At 65.2% G+C, this 15,661-nt stretch carries 18 protein-coding genes and 1 pseudogene; 5 read left to right on the plus strand and 14 right to left on the minus strand.

The genetic code is table 11. The features are described from left to right. Positions 1-113 precede the first annotated feature (113 nt). A complete protein-coding gene (locus tag P0M04_RS03655) occupies positions 114-980 on the plus strand; it encodes an ABC transporter ATP-binding protein (RefSeq protein WP_259448707.1) in 867 nt (288 codons plus the stop codon). Then, positions 977-2,533 carry a hypothetical protein gene (locus P0M04_RS03660; RefSeq protein WP_259448706.1) on the plus strand — a complete coding sequence of 519 codons (1,557 nt, stop codon included), beginning with the start codon at positions 977-979 and terminating at the stop codon, positions 2,531-2,533. Before P0M04_RS03655 ends, P0M04_RS03660 begins: the two co-directional genes overlap by 4 nt. Here P0M04_RS03660 and P0M04_RS03665 read toward each other — a convergent pair. From P0M04_RS03665 to P0M04_RS03690, 6 genes are read right to left on the minus strand one after another with little or no spacing between them, the layout of a single operon-like run. Next, positions 2,530-3,600: an AI-2E family transporter gene (locus P0M04_RS03665; protein ID WP_259448705.1), complete on the minus strand. Its 1,071-nt coding sequence runs from the start codon at positions 3,598-3,600 to the stop codon at positions 2,530-2,532. The genes P0M04_RS03660 and P0M04_RS03665 overlap by 4 nt on opposite strands. A gap of 28 nt (positions 3,601-3,628) precedes the next feature. After that, positions 3,629-4,228 carry an SCO family protein gene (locus P0M04_RS03670; RefSeq protein WP_259449141.1) on the minus strand — a complete coding sequence of 200 codons (600 nt, stop codon included), beginning with the start codon at positions 4,226-4,228 and terminating at the stop codon, positions 3,629-3,631. Positions 4,229-4,230: 2 nt separating this feature from the next. Continuing rightward, the gene (gene cyoE / locus P0M04_RS03675; RefSeq protein ID WP_259448704.1) at positions 4,231-5,136 is read right to left on the minus strand and encodes a heme o synthase; all 906 of its coding nucleotides are present in this window, start codon (positions 5,134-5,136) and stop codon (positions 4,231-4,233) included. Further along, positions 5,133-6,290, minus strand: a complete 1,158-nt coding sequence (locus P0M04_RS03680; RefSeq protein ID WP_259448703.1) for a COX15/CtaA family protein — start codon at positions 6,288-6,290, stop codon at positions 5,133-5,135. Before P0M04_RS03680 ends, cyoE begins: the two co-directional genes overlap by 4 nt. A gap of 6 nt (positions 6,291-6,296) precedes the next feature. Continuing rightward, the gene (locus P0M04_RS03685; protein ID WP_371877272.1) at positions 6,297-6,926 is read right to left on the minus strand and encodes an SCO family protein; all 630 of its coding nucleotides are present in this window, start codon (positions 6,924-6,926) and stop codon (positions 6,297-6,299) included. Beyond that, positions 6,904-7,626, minus strand: coding sequence for an SURF1 family protein (locus P0M04_RS03690; RefSeq protein WP_259448702.1), 723 nt, complete (start codon positions 7,624-7,626; stop codon positions 6,904-6,906). Before P0M04_RS03690 ends, P0M04_RS03685 begins: the two co-directional genes overlap by 23 nt. 40 nt (positions 7,627-7,666) lie before the next feature. On the opposite strand from P0M04_RS03690, the gene P0M04_RS03695 reads away from it, so the two are divergent. Further along, positions 7,667-7,867 carry a twin transmembrane helix small protein gene (locus P0M04_RS03695; RefSeq protein WP_105380371.1) on the plus strand — a complete coding sequence of 67 codons (201 nt, stop codon included), beginning with the start codon at positions 7,667-7,669 and terminating at the stop codon, positions 7,865-7,867. 61 nt (positions 7,868-7,928) lie between these two features. Here the strand turns inward: P0M04_RS03695 and P0M04_RS03700 are convergent, their stop codons facing one another. The 7 genes and pseudogenes from P0M04_RS03700 to P0M04_RS03730 form a co-directional block, all read right to left on the minus strand. Beyond that, on the minus strand, positions 7,929-8,786 hold the full coding sequence (locus P0M04_RS03700; protein WP_259448701.1) for a cytochrome c oxidase subunit 3: 858 nt from the start codon (positions 8,784-8,786) through the stop codon (positions 7,929-7,931). Positions 8,787-8,859: 73 nt separating this feature from the next. After that, positions 8,860-9,081, minus strand: a complete 222-nt coding sequence (locus P0M04_RS03705; RefSeq protein ID WP_259448700.1) for a DUF2970 domain-containing protein — start codon at positions 9,079-9,081, stop codon at positions 8,860-8,862. Between the two features lies 1 nt (position 9,082). Beyond that, positions 9,083-9,661: a cytochrome c oxidase assembly protein gene (locus P0M04_RS03710; protein WP_259448699.1), complete on the minus strand. Its 579-nt coding sequence runs from the start codon at positions 9,659-9,661 to the stop codon at positions 9,083-9,085. A 7-nt stretch (positions 9,662-9,668) separates the two neighbouring features. Further along, complete coding sequence (locus P0M04_RS03715; protein ID WP_229481793.1) at positions 9,669-9,788, minus strand: cytochrome oxidase small assembly protein; 120 nt, start codon at positions 9,786-9,788, stop codon at positions 9,669-9,671. A gap of 7 nt (positions 9,789-9,795) precedes the next feature. Then, complete coding sequence (ctaD, locus tag P0M04_RS03720; protein ID WP_259448698.1) at positions 9,796-11,391, minus strand: cytochrome c oxidase subunit I; 1,596 nt, start codon at positions 11,389-11,391, stop codon at positions 9,796-9,798. Positions 11,392-11,486: 95 nt separating this feature from the next. Further along, positions 11,487-12,680: a cytochrome c oxidase subunit II gene (coxB, locus tag P0M04_RS03725; protein WP_259448697.1), complete on the minus strand. Its 1,194-nt coding sequence runs from the start codon at positions 12,678-12,680 to the stop codon at positions 11,487-11,489. A 403-nt stretch (positions 12,681-13,083) separates the two neighbouring features. After that, positions 13,084-13,967, minus strand: a pseudogene (locus P0M04_RS03730) (methyltransferase domain-containing protein). Positions 13,968-14,264: 297 nt separating this feature from the next. On the opposite strand from P0M04_RS03730, the gene P0M04_RS03735 reads away from it, so the two are divergent. Both P0M04_RS03735 and trmL read left to right on the plus strand, forming a co-directional pair. Continuing rightward, a complete protein-coding gene (locus P0M04_RS03735) occupies positions 14,265-14,858 on the plus strand; it encodes a ComF family protein (protein WP_281042372.1) in 594 nt (197 codons plus the stop codon). A gap of 46 nt (positions 14,859-14,904) precedes the next feature. Beyond that, the gene (gene trmL, locus P0M04_RS03740; protein WP_105380363.1) at positions 14,905-15,375 is read left to right on the plus strand and encodes a tRNA (uridine(34)/cytosine(34)/5-carboxymethylaminomethyluridine(34)-2'-O)-methyltransferase TrmL; all 471 of its coding nucleotides are present in this window, start codon (positions 14,905-14,907) and stop codon (positions 15,373-15,375) included. A 10-nt stretch (positions 15,376-15,385) separates the two neighbouring features. Here trmL and P0M04_RS03745 read toward each other — a convergent pair whose 3' ends face one another. Next, on the minus strand, positions 15,386-15,649 hold the full coding sequence (locus tag P0M04_RS03745) for a PAAR domain-containing protein (protein WP_259448694.1): 264 nt from the start codon (positions 15,647-15,649) through the stop codon (positions 15,386-15,388). Positions 15,650-15,661: the final 12 nt, after the last annotated feature.

Raw genomic sequence — 15,661 nt, forward strand, 5'->3', positions numbered from 1 at the left:
ATAGAAGGCCACGGCACCGCTCATACCGCCGAATACGCATTCCATCGCACGGTGCGGGCACGCCGATCCGGGCAAGTCTACATTGGCATCATCGCCACCGTAGAAAGCCCGCCATGCTGGAACTGCACAACGTCACCAAGACCTTCGGCAAGCACGTCACGGCCGTCGCCGACGTCTCGCTGCGCCTCGAACCGGGCGTCGTCGGCCTGATCGGCCATAACGGCGCCGGCAAGACGACGTTGATGCAGATGATCGCCACGCTGACGAAGCCGAGCGGCGGCCGCATCCTGTTCGACGGCACCGACGTCGTGGCGCAACCCGATGCGATCCGCAACCGGCTGGGCTACCTGCCGCAGGACTTCGGCGTCTACCGCAACGTGACGGCGCTCGAATTCATGCGCTATTTCGCAGCCCTCAAGGGCGTGCGCGACCCGGCCCGCATCCGCCGCCTGCTGGAACTCGTCAACCTGCACGACCAGGCGCACCGCATGGCCAGCACGTTCTCGGGCGGCATGCTGCGCCGCCTGGGCATCGCGCAGGCGCTGCTGAACGATCCGGACATTCTCGTCGTCGACGAGCCGACCGCCGGCCTCGATCCGGAAGAGCGCCTGCGCTTCCGCAACCTGCTGGCCGACCTGGGTTTCAATAAACTCGTGATCATCTCGACACACATCGTGTCCGACGTCGAAAGCATCGCGGGCCAGCTGGCGATCATGCGCAGCAGCCGGCTCGTCGCGTGCGACACGCCGGACGCCATCCTCGGCCGCGCGCGCGGCCAGGTGTGGTCGGCCAGCGTGGATGCCGACGAATACGAGATGCTGCGCTCGACGACGCACGTGCTGCACGCGCTGCGCCAGGGCGAACGGGTCAGCCTGCGCATCGCCCATCCGACGCCGCCCTGCGCCGGCGCGCAGCCCTGCGAGCCGAGCCTGGAAGAAGCGCTGATGGCGCAACGTTACGCCGTGAAGGAAGCGGCATGAACGCGTCGCTCCATACCATCCGCACGCTGGCGCTGCTGGAAGCACGCGTGCGGCTGCGCCGGCTGTCCACGCTCGTCACCCTGCTCGCCGTCGTCGCGCTCAGCTGGATGATGATCTCCGACCCGGCCGACGGCCTGACGCTCATCGCGGTCAGCGGCGCGCGCGTGCTGTACACGAGTTCCGCGCTGGCGCTCGGCAGCGCGGCGCTGGCGACCCTGGTGCTGGCGCTCGCCGGCTTCTTCCTGCTGCGCGGACGCGTCGCGGAAGACCTGCGCAGCGGCGCCGGGTCCGTCATCGGCGCGAGCGGCAACGGCGGCGCACTGTTCGTCGTCGCGCGCTGGTGCGGCGGCGTGCTGTACCTGACGGCGCTCACCGGTGCCTTCATGGCCACGGTGCTGCTGTGCCACGCCATTCGCGGCGACGGCCCCATCGAACCGCTGGTCTACCTGCAGACCTATGCGCTCGTGCTGGGGCCGATGATCCTGTTCACGGCCGGCTGCGCGACCCTGTTCGACGCCTGGGCGCCGCTGATGGGCAAGAAGGGCGATGTGCTGTACTTCTTCGTGTGGGTCGGCCAGATGGCCCTGCTGCCCGCCGTGGCGGAGGGCTTGCATCCGGCCGCCATTCCGGCCGACTTCACGGGGACGAGTGCCGTCATCGCAGCCCTCGCGGCCCACGTCGACGTCAAGGACGGCCTGATGCTCGGCATCGCGAATTACGATCCGCACAAGGCGGCGTTGACGCTGCCGACGTGGGTGTGGACGACACCCATCGCCGGCGCGCGCTGCCTCGCGGCGCTGCTGGCGCTGATCCCGCTGCTGCTCGCGCTGCCGCTGTTTCACCGCTTTTCACCGGACCGCGTCAAGCCCGGCAAAGGACGCGCCAGGCGTTCGCCGCTGGCCGTCGTCGACGGCTGGCTGCGTCCCCTCGCCCGCCTCGTCGATCCGCTGTTCGGCCTCGCCGCCCGCGTGCCCGGTATCGCGGGCCAGGCGCTGGCCGACGTCGCGCTGACCTTGGCCGCATCGCCGTCCGCGATCGCGCTGCTGCTGGCGGTCCAGGTGCCCGCGCTGGTGCTCGGCGTGGAAGCGCTGGCACCGTTCACGCTCGTATGCGTCGCGTACTGGGGCATCCTCGTGAGCGACCTGTCCACGCGCGACGGCGACGCCGCGCTGGCGGGCATGGGCGCGGCCGTCCCGGGCGGTGCCGCGCGCCGCTACTGGCGCCAGTTCCTGGCCAGCCTCGTGCTGGGGCTGATGTTCACCGGCGTCGCCGTGCTGCACCTGGCCGTGGCGGACCCGCTGCGCGCCGGCGCCCTCTTCTGCGGCGTGTTCGCGCTGGCCGCATTCGCGAGCTTCGCGGGTCGCACGAGCGGCACGTCGCGCACCTTCCTCGCGCTGTTCCTGTTCGGGCTGTATGTGAGCGTCAACGTAAGCCGCGGCGCGTGGGCGGACATCGTCGGCTTCCACGGCAATGCGACGATCGCATCGAGCCTTGCGTGGGCGGGCCTCGGCGTGCTCGCGGTGCTGGGCGGGCACGTGTGGAACCGGCGCTAGACGCCGTTGCCGTTCTGCCTGACGATCGGATCCTTCGTATGGGTCCATCCGCTCATCAGCGAGTAGCCCACCGCCAGCAGGGTCGGCCCGATGAACATGCCGACGAAGCCGAACGCGATCACGCCGCCCAGCACGCCCAGTAAGGTCAGCAGGAACGGCAGGCTCGATCCGCGGCTGATCAGCATCGGGCGCACGACGTTGTCGACGCCGCTGATCAGGAAGAAGCCCCACACGAGCATGAAGATGGCCCACCCCGTCTCGCCCTGCGCGAACAGCCAGACGGCCGCGCCGCCCCACACGATCGGCGGCCCGACGGGAATCAGGGAAGACACGAACACGAGCACCGACAGCAGCGGCACCGCGGGCACGCCCGCGATGAAAAAGCCCAGCGCCGCGACGAGCGCCTGCGCGAGCGCCGTGCCGAGCAGGCCGTACATCACGCCGCGTACGGTCTGGCTGACGATCTCCGCGACGGATTCCGCCTCCTCGTCCATGATGCGGTGCATGGCGGCCTTGATGACGGCCATCAGCGCTTCGCCGTCGCGATAAAAGAAGAAGCTGACGAACGCGGCGAGGCTCATCTGCGCGACGCCCGTGCCCAGCATGATTCCCCCGGACAGCAGCGCATGCCGCGCCGGTTCGACCATGCGGCGCGCGAGTTCCATCATGCGGTCGCGGCTGGCGACCAGTTGGCGCAGGTAGTTGTCGAGCTGGTCGCCGACGAGCGGGATGTCGCGGATCCATGCGGGCGGCAGCAGCTCGCCATGGTTCAGCGCGGCGCGGATCTGGTCGAACGACGACGCCACGTTGTCCGCGAGGTTGTACGCGACGAGCGCCAGCGGGATGATCACCAGCAGTGTGAGACTCAGTGTCATCGTCAACGCGGTGAGCGTGCGCCGGCCGCGCAGGCGCACCAGCAGCCGCTGGTACAGGGGCCAGGACGAGATGACGACGGCGGCCGCGAACAGGATCGCGGCCAGGAAGGGTTGCAGAACGTAGAGGCAGCCGAGCGTCAGTAAAATGACCACGCCGGCGCGCGTGTAGTTCCTACCTGGTCGCTTGTCCATTCAACCTGATCATCGGGTGATTACGATGTCAGGATAATAACTCACGCAGATCGTGCACGATAGGATCGGGGCCCTGGCCATGGCGGATGAACAGGCGCAGGCGGCCGTCACGGTCGAAGACGTAGCTGCCGGCCGTGTGGTCGATCGTGTAGCTGCCCGGGTCCGTGCCCGGCACCTTCGAGTAGAACACCTTGAATTCCTTGGCCGTCTTCGCCGTCTGCTCGGGCGTGCCGCGCAGGCCGATGAAGCGCTTGTCGAACGCGGGCACGTAGTTGGCCAGCAGTTCCTGCGTGTCGCGCTCGGGGTCGAGGGTGATGAACAGCACCTGCACCTGGTCGGCCAGCGGTCCCAGTTTCTGCATCACGGTGGCCATTTCCGCCATCGTGGTCGGGCACACGTCCGGACATTGCGTGTAGCCGAAGAAGACGACGACGGCCTTGCCCTTGAAGTCGGCCAGGGTGCGCGCCTTGCCCGTGTGGTCGGTCAGCGTAAAGCCTTTCGCGTAATCGAGGCCCGTGACGTCGGTGTTCTGGAAGGATTCCTTCTGCTTGCCCGGCAGCTTGTCGCATGCGGCGAGGGAAACGGTCAGCGCGCAGGCGGCGACAAGCAGGGGCAGCAGTTTTTTCATCATCAGATCGGCAGGTAGTGTTTCACGTAGTGGTCGACGAGCAGCGCCGCGAACAGCAGCGACAGGTAGACGATGGACCAGGCGAAGGCCTTGCGCGCGACCTGGTCGCTGTAGTGCTTGTGGATCATCCAGCCGTAGCGCAGGAAGATCGCGTTCAGGACGACGGCCGCCGCGAGGTAGACGACGCCGCTCATGCCGACGGCGAACGGGAACAGGGTGCACGCCGCCAGCGCGACGGAGTACAGCCACACCTGCTGGCCCGTGTACTGCATGCCGTGCGTGACGGGCAGCATCGGCAGGCCGGAACGCACGTAGTCGTCGCGGCGGTACATCGCGAGCGCCCAGAAATGCGGCGGGGTCCAGACGAAGATGATGAGTACGAGCAGCCAGGCTTCCATCGGCACCGTATTCGCGACGGCGGCCCAGCCGAGGGCCGGCGGCATCGCGCCGGAAAGACCGCCGATGACGATGTTCTGCGGCGTGTTCGGTTTCAGCAGGATCGTGTAGATCAGCGCATAGCCGACGAAGGTGACGAACGTCAGCCACATCGTCAGCGGATTGATCATCGTGTACAGGATGCCCATGCCGGCACCGCCGATGATCGCGGAAAAGATCAGGACCTGCGTGGTCGACAGCTCGCCCATCGCGGTGGCGCGGCGCGCCGTGCGGGCCATGCGGGCGTCGACTTCCGCCTCGATCAGGCAGTTCACGGCGAACGCGGCGCCGGCCAGCAGCCAGATGCCGATCGTGCCCCAGACGAGCACGTGCCAGCCCGGGAAACCGTCGGTGGCGAGGAACATGCCGATCACGGCGCAGAAGACGGCCAGCTGCGTGACGCGCGGCTTGGTCAGCGCCCAGTACTGCGAGACGCGGCTGGGCGGTTTGTGGATGGCGGTTTGCGTAATCATGGGTGGCTCGCGGACGTCGCCGCCTCACGTCGTGGACTGCGCAGCGCCAGCTCGAGTTGATACTGTACCTTGTAGTTTAACATGGTCACCAGAAGGACGAGGCCAGCCGCCCCCGCGTTGTGGAGCACCGCAATCGGCAACGGGAAGTTCAAAAACACCGTCGCGATGCCCGTCGTTGCCTGGGCGACAAGCACCAGCACGAGGTTGCGCGCCGTGCCGTGCAGGCCCGGCAGACGCCATGCACGCCACGCCGTATAGCCCAGTACGAGGACGACGACGAGCGCGAAGTTGCGGTGCACCCAGTGAATCGCCGTCAGCGCGGAAAACGGTAAGTAATGCCCGGCCGCCGTCTTGCCCAGCTCGCGCCACAAGGTGAAGCCATGTTGCCAATCCATCTCTGGGACAATTTGTCCATTACAAAGCGGGAAATCGCTGCACGCCAGTGTCGCGTAATTGGTACTCACCCATCCGCCCAATGCCAATTGCACAAGCAGCACGGCACCGGACAGCCAGGCCAGCGGTCGCAGCTTGCGCAACACAGGCGCCGGGGCAGCCGGCGGCGGGGCCAGCAGGTTGTCCTCGCGCCCGGCCAGCCACACGGCCAGCGCCAGCAGGGTCAGGCCGAACAGCAGGTGCAGGGTCACGATGATCGGCTGCAGTTTCAGGGTGACGGTCCAGGCGCCGAACGCGCCCTGCACGCACACCCACAGGAATAGCACGGTAGGGAGCGCGGGCCCGTGCGTGGGGCGCGTGCCACGCGAGCGGGCGCGCCGCCATTCCAGCCACGACGCGACCATCAACCCGATGATCAGGAAGCCGATGCCCATGGCGAGGAAGCGGTGGATCATCTCGATCCACGCTTTCACTTTCGTCACGGGACCGGTGGGCATCAGCGCCTCGGCCGCGGCGATGTGTTCGTGCGCGAGGAACGGGTTCGCTTCGCCGTAGCAGCCGGGCCAGTCCGGGCAGCCGAGGCCGGAATCCGTCAGGCGCGTAAAACCGCCGAACACGATCAGGTCGAACGTGAAGAACGCGATCACCCACGCCAGCTTGCGGTATTTGTGCGTGCCGGTGGCCGTCCACACGAGCGCGAGCGGCACGCTGGCCGCCAGGATGCCGGTCAGGGCCAGCAGGATGAAATTCGAAACGTCCATAACGCTTTACCCGACGGCCGAGGCCTTCAACAGCTTGTAGATGTCCTTGTACACCTTGCGCACTTCCTGCAGCTGCGGATCCTTCGGGAAGCGCATCATCAGGTGGCCCAGCGGGTCGATCAGGTAGATGTGGTCGGCCGGCGTCGTGCCGCTATCGACCGGCAGCCACTGCGTCACCGTCGCGGCGTCGGCGCGCAGCATGTGCGTGCCGTCGTATTCGCGGATGATCAGCGTGTCCAGCGGTTCCTGGTCGGTGATGAGCCAGACGCGTTCGATGCGGTCGGCTTCCTTCCCCTGCATCAGGCGCAGTTGGCGCAGCGCGAACAACTGCTTCTGGCACACCTCCGGGCACGCGCCCGAGCCGACCATCAGCATGACCCACTTGCCCTTGAACTGTTCCAGCGCCTGCGGCCGGCCGTCCAGCGTGGTCGTCGCCAGCGCGGGCACCGGGTGGGCGCGCTGGTCGATCAGGGTGCCGTAGTTATTGCGCTTTTCGGGCTTGATGACGTAATAGGTGAAGTACGACGCGATCATCGGCGATGCGCACACGAGCAGCACCAGCCACAGCATCCAGCGGCCGCGCTTGCGGGCGCGCTTCGGGTCGATTGCCGGTTCAGCCAGCTTGTTTGGTTCCACTTCGAAATCCTGTCATTACAAAAAATAGAAAGGCCATCGCGGCCAGCGCATACCACTGGAATGCATAGCCCTTGTTGCGGTCGACGTCGACCGCGGGGGCCGGCCATTTGCGGATGAGGTCGGAGCCGTCCGCATTCGTTTGCTCGACCAGCACGGGCAACGTGCGCAGGCTGCTCGCCTGGGCGAAGCCGGCCGGGTCGACGTTCTGGACGATGGAGCCGGGCCGGGGCGGCGGCGCCTTGCCGAGTTCCATCACACGCGCCGGATGCAGAACAGCCAGGCCTTCGATGGTCGTACGGCCGCTCGGCGTCGCCACCTGGGGCACGCGATCGTGCACGGCCGGGTCGCGCGGGACCCAGCCGCGCGCGACGAGGACGACGTCATCGCCACCCGCTATTCTAAACGGCATCAGCACAATGAATCCGGTGCGGCCTTCGAGCGGGCGATTGTCGAGGAACAGCGGCCAGTTGGGGACGAATTCCCCGGTCACAATGACACGACGATATTCGACGGCAGCGGGATCGACCGGCTTCCCGTCCAGCACGAGCGGCGGCAACGCGGCGCGCTGCGTGAGCCGGGTCTGCAGCGTGGTCTTCTCCGCGGCGCGGCGCACCTGCCAGTTGCCGAGCAGGATGCCGACCGCGACCAGCACGAGCGTCGCGAGGAAAGGAATGGTTCTGAAACGGAAGCTCAGTCGCATACAATGATCGTACAACCCAAACAACTTCTACCGGCCGCCCATGAAAACCGTCGTCGCCATCGCCTTCGTGCTCATCATCGGCAGCCTCGCCTCCGCCCTCTTCTTCCTGATGCGCGACAAGGGCCGCAGCAACCGCACCGTGCAGGCGCTGGCGATGCGGGTCGGGCTGTCGATCACGCTGTTCCTGTTCGTGCTGTTCTCGTACAAGATGGGGTGGATCCAGCCGAAGGGACTCCACTAAAAGAAACGTCGTTCCCGCGCGGGCGGGAACGACGGTCTCTTGTGGTTCCTGATGGCTCGCCTTACAGCCAGTACACGACGACGTACAAGCCCAGCCACACGACGTCGACGAAGTGCCAGTACCACGCCGCGCCTTCGAACCCGAAATGGTGTTCCGGCGTGAAGTGACCGCGCAGCACGCGGTACAGCACGACCGACAGCATGATCGCACCCATCGTCACGTGGAAGCCGTGGAAGCCCGTGAGCATGAAGAACGTCGAGCCGTAGATGCCCGAGGTCAGCTTCAGGTTCAGTTCGCTGTACGCGTGGTGGTATTCATAGGCCTGGAAGCCCATGAAGATGGCGCCCAGCAGGATCGTCGCGAACAGGAACAGCGCCGTGCGGGCACGGTGGCCGGCGCGCAGTGCGTGGTGGGCGATCGTCAGGGTCACGCCCGACGTCAGCAGCAGTGCCGTGTTGATGGTCGGGATCGGGAACGGGCCCATCGTGCTGAACTGCTCCACGGTGCCGGCCGGGCCGATGTTGCCCCAGTGGCCCGAATAGTCCGGCCAGATGACCTTGTGGTCCAGGTCGGACAGCCACGGCATCGAGATCGCCCGTGCGTAGAACAGCGCGCCGAAGAAGGCGCCGAAGAACATCACCTCGGAAAAGATGAACCAGCTCATCGACCAGCGGTAGGACAGGTCGATGCGCTCGCCGTACTTGCCGGATTCGGACTCGCCGATGGCGTCGCCGAACCAGTTATACAGCACGATCAGCATCGCGACGATGCCGGCGGTGCACACGCCGGGTCCCCAGGCGGTGCCGTTGACCCAGCCGGAAGCGCCGGCCATCGTGACCAGCATCGAGATGCCGGCTGCCATCGGCCAGCGCGATGGGCCTGGGATGAAGTAGTACGGCGCGGAATGGGGCGAACTCATGTATATCTCCTCAATCAAGCATTGTTTCGAATTTCGGGTACTGCGCTTCCCTGCTTTCGTTTTGCTGTGTGTTTTAACTTTTTGCGACGACCATGCGCACGACGAACACCAGGATGCCGATGAACAGCGCCACCCCGATCAGCCCGCCCACGATCACGTGGATCGGGTTCAGGTTGGCCGCGTCGTGCTCGTAGTCGCGGCGCTTGCGTACGCCGAAGAACGACCAGAACACGGCCTTCATCGTGGCGCCGAACGACGCGGTTTTTTCAGGTTCGCGTTGCTCGTCGTTGGCCATGTCATTTCTGCGCCGTCACGGCGCCACCGATTTCAAAGAACGTGTACGACAGCGTGATGTTCTTCACTTCACGCGGCAGCTTCGGGTCGATGAAGAACACGACCGGCATCTGGCGCGCCTCGTGCGGTTTCAGCACCTGCTCCTTGAAGCAGAAGCATTCGACCTTTTTAAAATGCGGCGTCGCGGACTGCGGCGCGTAGCTCGGGATGGCTTGCGCCTTCACCGTGCGGTCCTGCGTGTTCACCACTTCGTAGACGACGGTCGCCATCTCGCCCGGGTGCACGTCGATGCTGCGCTGCGTCGGGCGGAAGCGCCACGGGCCTTGGGCGTTGCCGTCCAGTTCCACCGTGATCGTGCGCGCCAGGTCCACCTGGCTATTGGTCGGCGGCGCCACCGTGCCGTCCTTCTGCGTGAGCACGTTGATGCCGAGCGCCTCGCACACCTGGCGGTAGATCGGCACCAGTGCGTAGCCGAAGCCGAACATAATGCCCGCAACGACGATCAGCTTGATCAAGGTCGTGCGATTCAGACGCAGGCGGCCACTGTCCTCGTGGCGGCCTGCATTCGTTTCCGCTTGCATGACAACCTCAGTTCAGCCACAGGCGCTTGACGAACAGCACGACGAAGAAGAACAGCGCGAGCCCGGCCAGCCACAGGGCCGTGCGCCGGTTGTTCTTCCTGATCTGCTGCGAACGGTCGACGTCCATCGCGATCTCACTTCACCAGCGGCGGCGTTTCGAAGGTGTGGAACGGTGCCGGGCTCGGCACGGTCCACTCCAGGCCCTCCGCGCCTTCCCACGGTTTCGCTTCGGCCGGCTTGCCGCCACGGATGGTCGGCAGCACGACGAAGAACAGGAAGTACACCTGCGACAGGCCGAAGCCGAACGCGCCGATCGACACGATCTGGTTGAAGTCCGTGAACTGCACGGCGTAGTCGGCGTAACGACGCGGCATGCCGGCCAGGCCCAGGAAGTGCATCGGGAAGAACGTGACGTTGAAGGTGATCAGCGACAGCCAGAAGTGCGTCTTGCCGCGGCCTTCCGGATACATGTGGCCGGTCCACTTCGGTGCCCAGTAGTAGAAGCCGGCGAACAGGGCGAACAGCGAGCCGGCGACCAGCACGTAGTGGAAGTGGGCGACGACGTAATACGTGTCCTGCACCTGGATGTCGATCGGGGTCACGGCCAGGATCAGGCCCGTGAAGCCGCCCATCGTGAACACGAAGATGAAGCCGACGGCGAACAGCATCGGGGTCTCGAACGTCATCGAGCCCTTCCACATCGTGGCGACCCAGTTGAACACTTTCACGCCGGTCGGGACCGCGATCAGCATCGTCGCGTACATGAAGAACAGCTGGCTCGTCACCGGCATGCCGGTGGTGAACATGTGGTGCGCCCACACGATGAACGACAGGATCGCGATGGAAGCCGTTGCGTACACCATCGATGCGTAGCCGAACAGCGGCTTGCGGGCGAAGGCCGGGATGATCTGCGAGACGATGCCGAAAGCCGGCAGGATCATGATGTAGACCTCGGGGTGGCCGAAGAACCAGAAGATGTGCTGGTACATGACCGGGTCGCCGCCGCCGGCCGCGTTGAAGAACGAGGTGCCGAAGTGACGGTCGGTCAGGGTCATCGTGATGGCGCCGGCGAGGACGGGCATCACGGCGATCAGCAGGTAGGCGGTGATCAGCCAGGTCCAGCAGAACATCGGCATCTTCATCAGGGTCAGGCCCGGTGCGCGCATGTTCAGGATCGTGACGATGATGTTAATGGAACCCATGATCGACGACGCGCCCATGATGTGCAGGGCGAAGATCGCCATGTCCATGCCCGGTCCCATCTGCGTCGACAGCGGCGCGTACAGCGTCCAGCCGGCGGCGGTGGCACCGCCCGGGACGAAGAACGACGCGGCCAGCAGGATCGCGGCCGGCGGCAGCAGCCAGAACGAGAAGTTGTTCATGCGCGCGAACGCCATGTCGGAGGCGCCGATCTGCAGCGGGATCATCCAGTTGGCGAAGCCGACGAAGGCCGGCATGATCGCGCCGAACACCATCACGATGCCGTGCATGGTGGTCAGCTGGTTGAAGAATTCGGGGCGGAAGAACTGCAGGCCGGGCTGGAACAGCTCGGTGCGGATCATCAGCGCCAGCACGCCGCCCGAGAGCAGCATGATGAACGCGAACCACATGTACAGCGTACCGATGTCCTTGTGGTTGGTGGCAAAGAGCCAGCGGCGCGCGCCGACCGGGTGGTCGTGCGCGTGGTCGTGGCCGTGATCGTGGGTGTGATCGATAGTGCTGGAAGTCATGTCAGTATCCTAGTCGTGCGGGACAGCAAGGCCGTGGGTGCGGTGACCCGGGTGGCCCGGTCCCTGTAATCCAAACGCTTGTTGCTTGTCTTGTCTTATTTGCCGCGGGCAGCCAGGACTTCGGAAGGCTGGACGATGTTCTCGTCTGCCTTGTTGGTCCAGCTGTTGCGGGTATAAGTGATGACGGAAGCGATCTCGGAATCCGACAGCTGCTTCCACGCCGGCATCGCCGACGGATACTTACCGCTGTGCTTGCCATTCAGCAGCACGGCGATCTGTTCGGCCTTGGGGCCGGTGACGACAGGCGAACCGACCAGCGAGGCAAATGCGCTCGGCACGCCCTGGCCGTTGGCCTGGTGGCAGGCCACGCAGTTGGCCGCGTAGACTTTGTCGCCCTTCGTCTTGAGTTCGTCGATGGTCCAGACCTTGTTCGGGTCGTCGGCCAGCGCGGCCATGCGGGTCTTCTCGCCGTTGACCCACGCGGTGTAGTCTTCGGCCGAGACGACTTTCACGACGATCGGCATGAACGCGTGTTCCTTGCCGCACAGCTCGACGCAGTTGCCGCGGTAGGTGCCCACCTGCTCGGCCTTGAACCACGCGTCGCGCACGAAGCCGGGGATGGCATCCTGCTTGACGGCGAACGCCGGAATGGTCCACGAGTGGATCACGTCGTTGGCGGTCAGTACGAGGCGGACCTTCTTGCCGACCGGGACGACGACGGGGTTGTCGACCTCGAGCAGGTAGTTCTCGGTGCGCTTCTCGGTCGGTGCGATGCCCGGCTCGCCCACTTGCGTGCGCGGCGTGGCCAGGTTCGACAGGAACGAAATGCCTTCGCCCTCGCCCTTCAGATAGTCATAGCCCCATTTCCACTGCATGCCGGTGACCTTGATGGTCAGGTCCGGGTTGGAGGTGTCCTTCATCTGCACGACGGCGTGCGTGGCCGGCAGGGCCATGCCGATGACGATCAGGAACGGTACGATGGTCCAGGCGATCTCGACCGTGGTGGATTCGTGGAAGGTGGCCGGTTTGTGGCCGAGGGATTTGCGGTGCTTGAACACCGAGTAAAACATGACGCCGAACACGCCGATGAAAATGACCAGGCAGACCACCATCATCCAGTTGTGCAGACTATAAATATAGGCTGCAATGCCCGTCACGGGCGCCTGCATGTTGAGCTGATGTTCCAATGGACGACCGGTAATGACGGGCTCGGTAGCCGCCATCGCCGGGATGCTGGCCGCTACTGCGAGACCGAGCATCAACGCTTTGAATCGTTTTGCATATGTCATGTTGTCCCCAACCACCTTTAGAAGAGAAATTTCTAGAACGGAAGCGACCCTCCTATGGCTCGCCATGGAGGAACCACGGAAGACAACTTCCGTTCTGAAATCCTTTTTAAACTAAACGCAACCACTTCCCGTCGCGCCGGCGGGCGCTTCGGGACTCGACACCGTCCAGCCGGGAACCGTCTGGGACCCTCGATGAACGATGCCTTCAAACCTTGCTTGCGGGGGACATCAAATACGCTGTCCGATATCCCCGGGTGATGCTCCAACCCTCGACTTCACGCCTTTATGCTTAATTTTTTAGCGCTTTTTTGATCCAGTCGAAAAAAGTGTGTTTGATTATACTGAAAGCGGTAATTTTTATTCAAGGAAAATTACCGCGATCGTATACAGGATGCATGGCCGCTTACCGCGGCTTGGGTGGCTGGAACCGTACGATCGCCTCGCCCGCGGCCGTCGTCTTCGGTGCCGGCCGGAACGCGTGGCCGTAGATGACCTCGAACGTCAGGCCCAGCTTGCCGTCCGCGCGGCGCCCTGCTTCCAGCGCGTCGCGCATGCGTTGCCACGCCGCCCGGCCGACGAGGCCGCGGCGGCGCGTGGCGAGCGGGTTACCCCGAACGCGCGCACGTCGGCCAGCAGCTTGTCGGCCGTGTCGTATGTCACCGTGATCTGTTCCATGTCCATGACGGGCGTCGTGAACCCCGCTTCCACGAGCTGGTCGCCGAAGTCGTGCATGTCGACGAACGGCAGCGTGTGCGGGGTCTCGTCCATCGCCGCGAACGCGGCACGCAGTTCGCGGAACGTGTCCGGACCGAAATTCGAGAACATCAGCAGGCCATCCACGCGCAGCACGCGACGCCACTCGGCGAACACGCGGTCGGGCTGGGGATGCCAGTGCAATGCCAGGTTCGACCAGACCAGGTCGAGCGAGTTCGGACCGAACGGCAGGTTACCGAAGTCGCCGCAAACGAGATCGATGCCGGCTTTGGCCGGGAGCAAACGGCTCAACAGGGACCGGGGCGCCGACGTGGCGGCCACAGCGGTCTCGAGCATCGCCGGCACGGCGTCCAGGCCGAGCACCTGCGCGGCCGGGTAGCGCTTCTGCAGTTCTGCGATGTCGACACCGGTGCCGCAGCCGGCGTCGAGGACCTGGCGCGGCGCCGTCTTGACGAGCGTGAGACGGTCGAACATGCGGCTGGCGATCTCGCGCCGCAGGAAATCGGACGGGGCGACCCGGGCCGGGTCGGCGAACAGCTGGCGCACGCGGACCGGATCGATCGGGGCGCTCATCTTGGAGGGGGCTTGGGGTGAAACCATGGTCGACTGCGGGCGAATGGGATAATGGCGGGAGTGTACATGATGGGCTGAAATCACGATGACGACCCGTTATTTGTCCCTGCGGCACTGGCTGCGCATGCTGATGCCGTCGATGTGCGCCCTGTGCGGGGCGGGTGCGACGATGTCGTCTGTGACGCGTGTAAGGAGGCGTATGCGGAGGTGCGACAGATGCGTTGCGGGCAGTGTGCAAACCCGCTAGCAGAAATACCGTCGCTCCCGCGCAGGCGGGAGCCCAATTTAGCACTGCCGATGACGCATGAGAAATTGGATCCCCGCCTGCGCGGGGACGACGTTGGTCATATCTGTGGTACGTGCCTGCGCGATCCGCCCGCCTTCGACGCCACCATCGCCGCCGTCGATTACGCGATTCCGCTCGACCAGCTCGTGCTTCAATTAAAATTCGGCGCCCGCCTCGCGCTCGCGCCGTGGTTTGCGCGCCAGATCCGCGATGCCGTGCTGGCCCGCCCCGGCCTGCCGCTGCCCGATTTGCTGTGCCCGGTCCCGCTGGGGCCGGGCCGGCTCGTGGAGCGCGGCTTCAACCAGGCGCTGGAAATCGCGCGGCCCCTCGCGGCAGCGCTCGGGGTAGCATGTCATCCGGCGCTGGCGCTGCGCACGCTCGACACGCCGGCCCAGTCGGGCGTGGCCCCGAGCGTGCGGGCGAGAAACGTGCGCGGCGCGTTTGCCGTGGAGGACCCGGACCTCGTCGAAGGACGCCATGTCGGCCTCGTCGACGACGTCATGACGAGCGGCCATACGCTGGGCGAACTGGCCGCCACTTTTAAACGGTTCGGCGCGGCGCGCGTGACGAATTTTGTATTTGCGCGCACGCCGCCGAATAGATAACTTGGATCCCCGCCTGCGCGGGGAAGACGTTTTCAGGAGATTAATTTTGTTTCACGTCGTACTGGTCGAACCCGAGATCCCGCCCAACACGGGCAACGTCATCCGCCTGTGCGCGAACACGGGGGCGCAGCTGCACCTGGTCGAGCCGCTCGGCTTCCCGCTGGACGATGCCAAGATGCGCCGCGCCGGTCTCGACTACCACGATTACGCCACGATGAAGGTCCACAAGAACTGGGACGCCTTCCTGGCCGACACGCAGCCGGACCCCACGCGCATGTTCGCCATGACGACGCACGGCTCGTCGCCGTTCGCCGATGCGGCATTCCGTCCGGGCGACGTGTTCGTGTTCGGCGCCGAGTCGCGCGGCCTGGATCCGGCCCTGCGCGAGTCGTTCCCGCCGGCCCAGCGCATCCGCCTGCCGATGATGCCGGGCAACCGCAGCCTGAACCTGTCGAACACGGTGGCCGTCGTCGTCTACGAGGCGTGGCGCCAGAACGGCTACGCGGGCGGGGGTTGAGGCGACGTGATTACGGTGTTCCCGACGTTAAGGCGGACGAGATAAGGCTTGCACCGCATGACGTCTTATGGCCATGAAAGGCAACCGGGATCCCGCCGATCAACACGGACGGGTCACCCTCAACGATCACGCATATCGAATGCCCGGGCATGGGGCAGACACATGCGTCACCTTGCCGTGCAACGGCAAGACCATTGACCGAAGAGGTGGCGGACGCGACGACAACCTTGCCACCGTGACTGGTCAGATCGCCCAATCGAATCACACCTTTCATGGACGTTCTCCT

The organism is Telluria mixta (genome assembly GCF_029223865.1).
Classification (GTDB): Bacteria; Pseudomonadota; Gammaproteobacteria; order Burkholderiales; family Burkholderiaceae_D; genus Telluria; species Telluria mixta.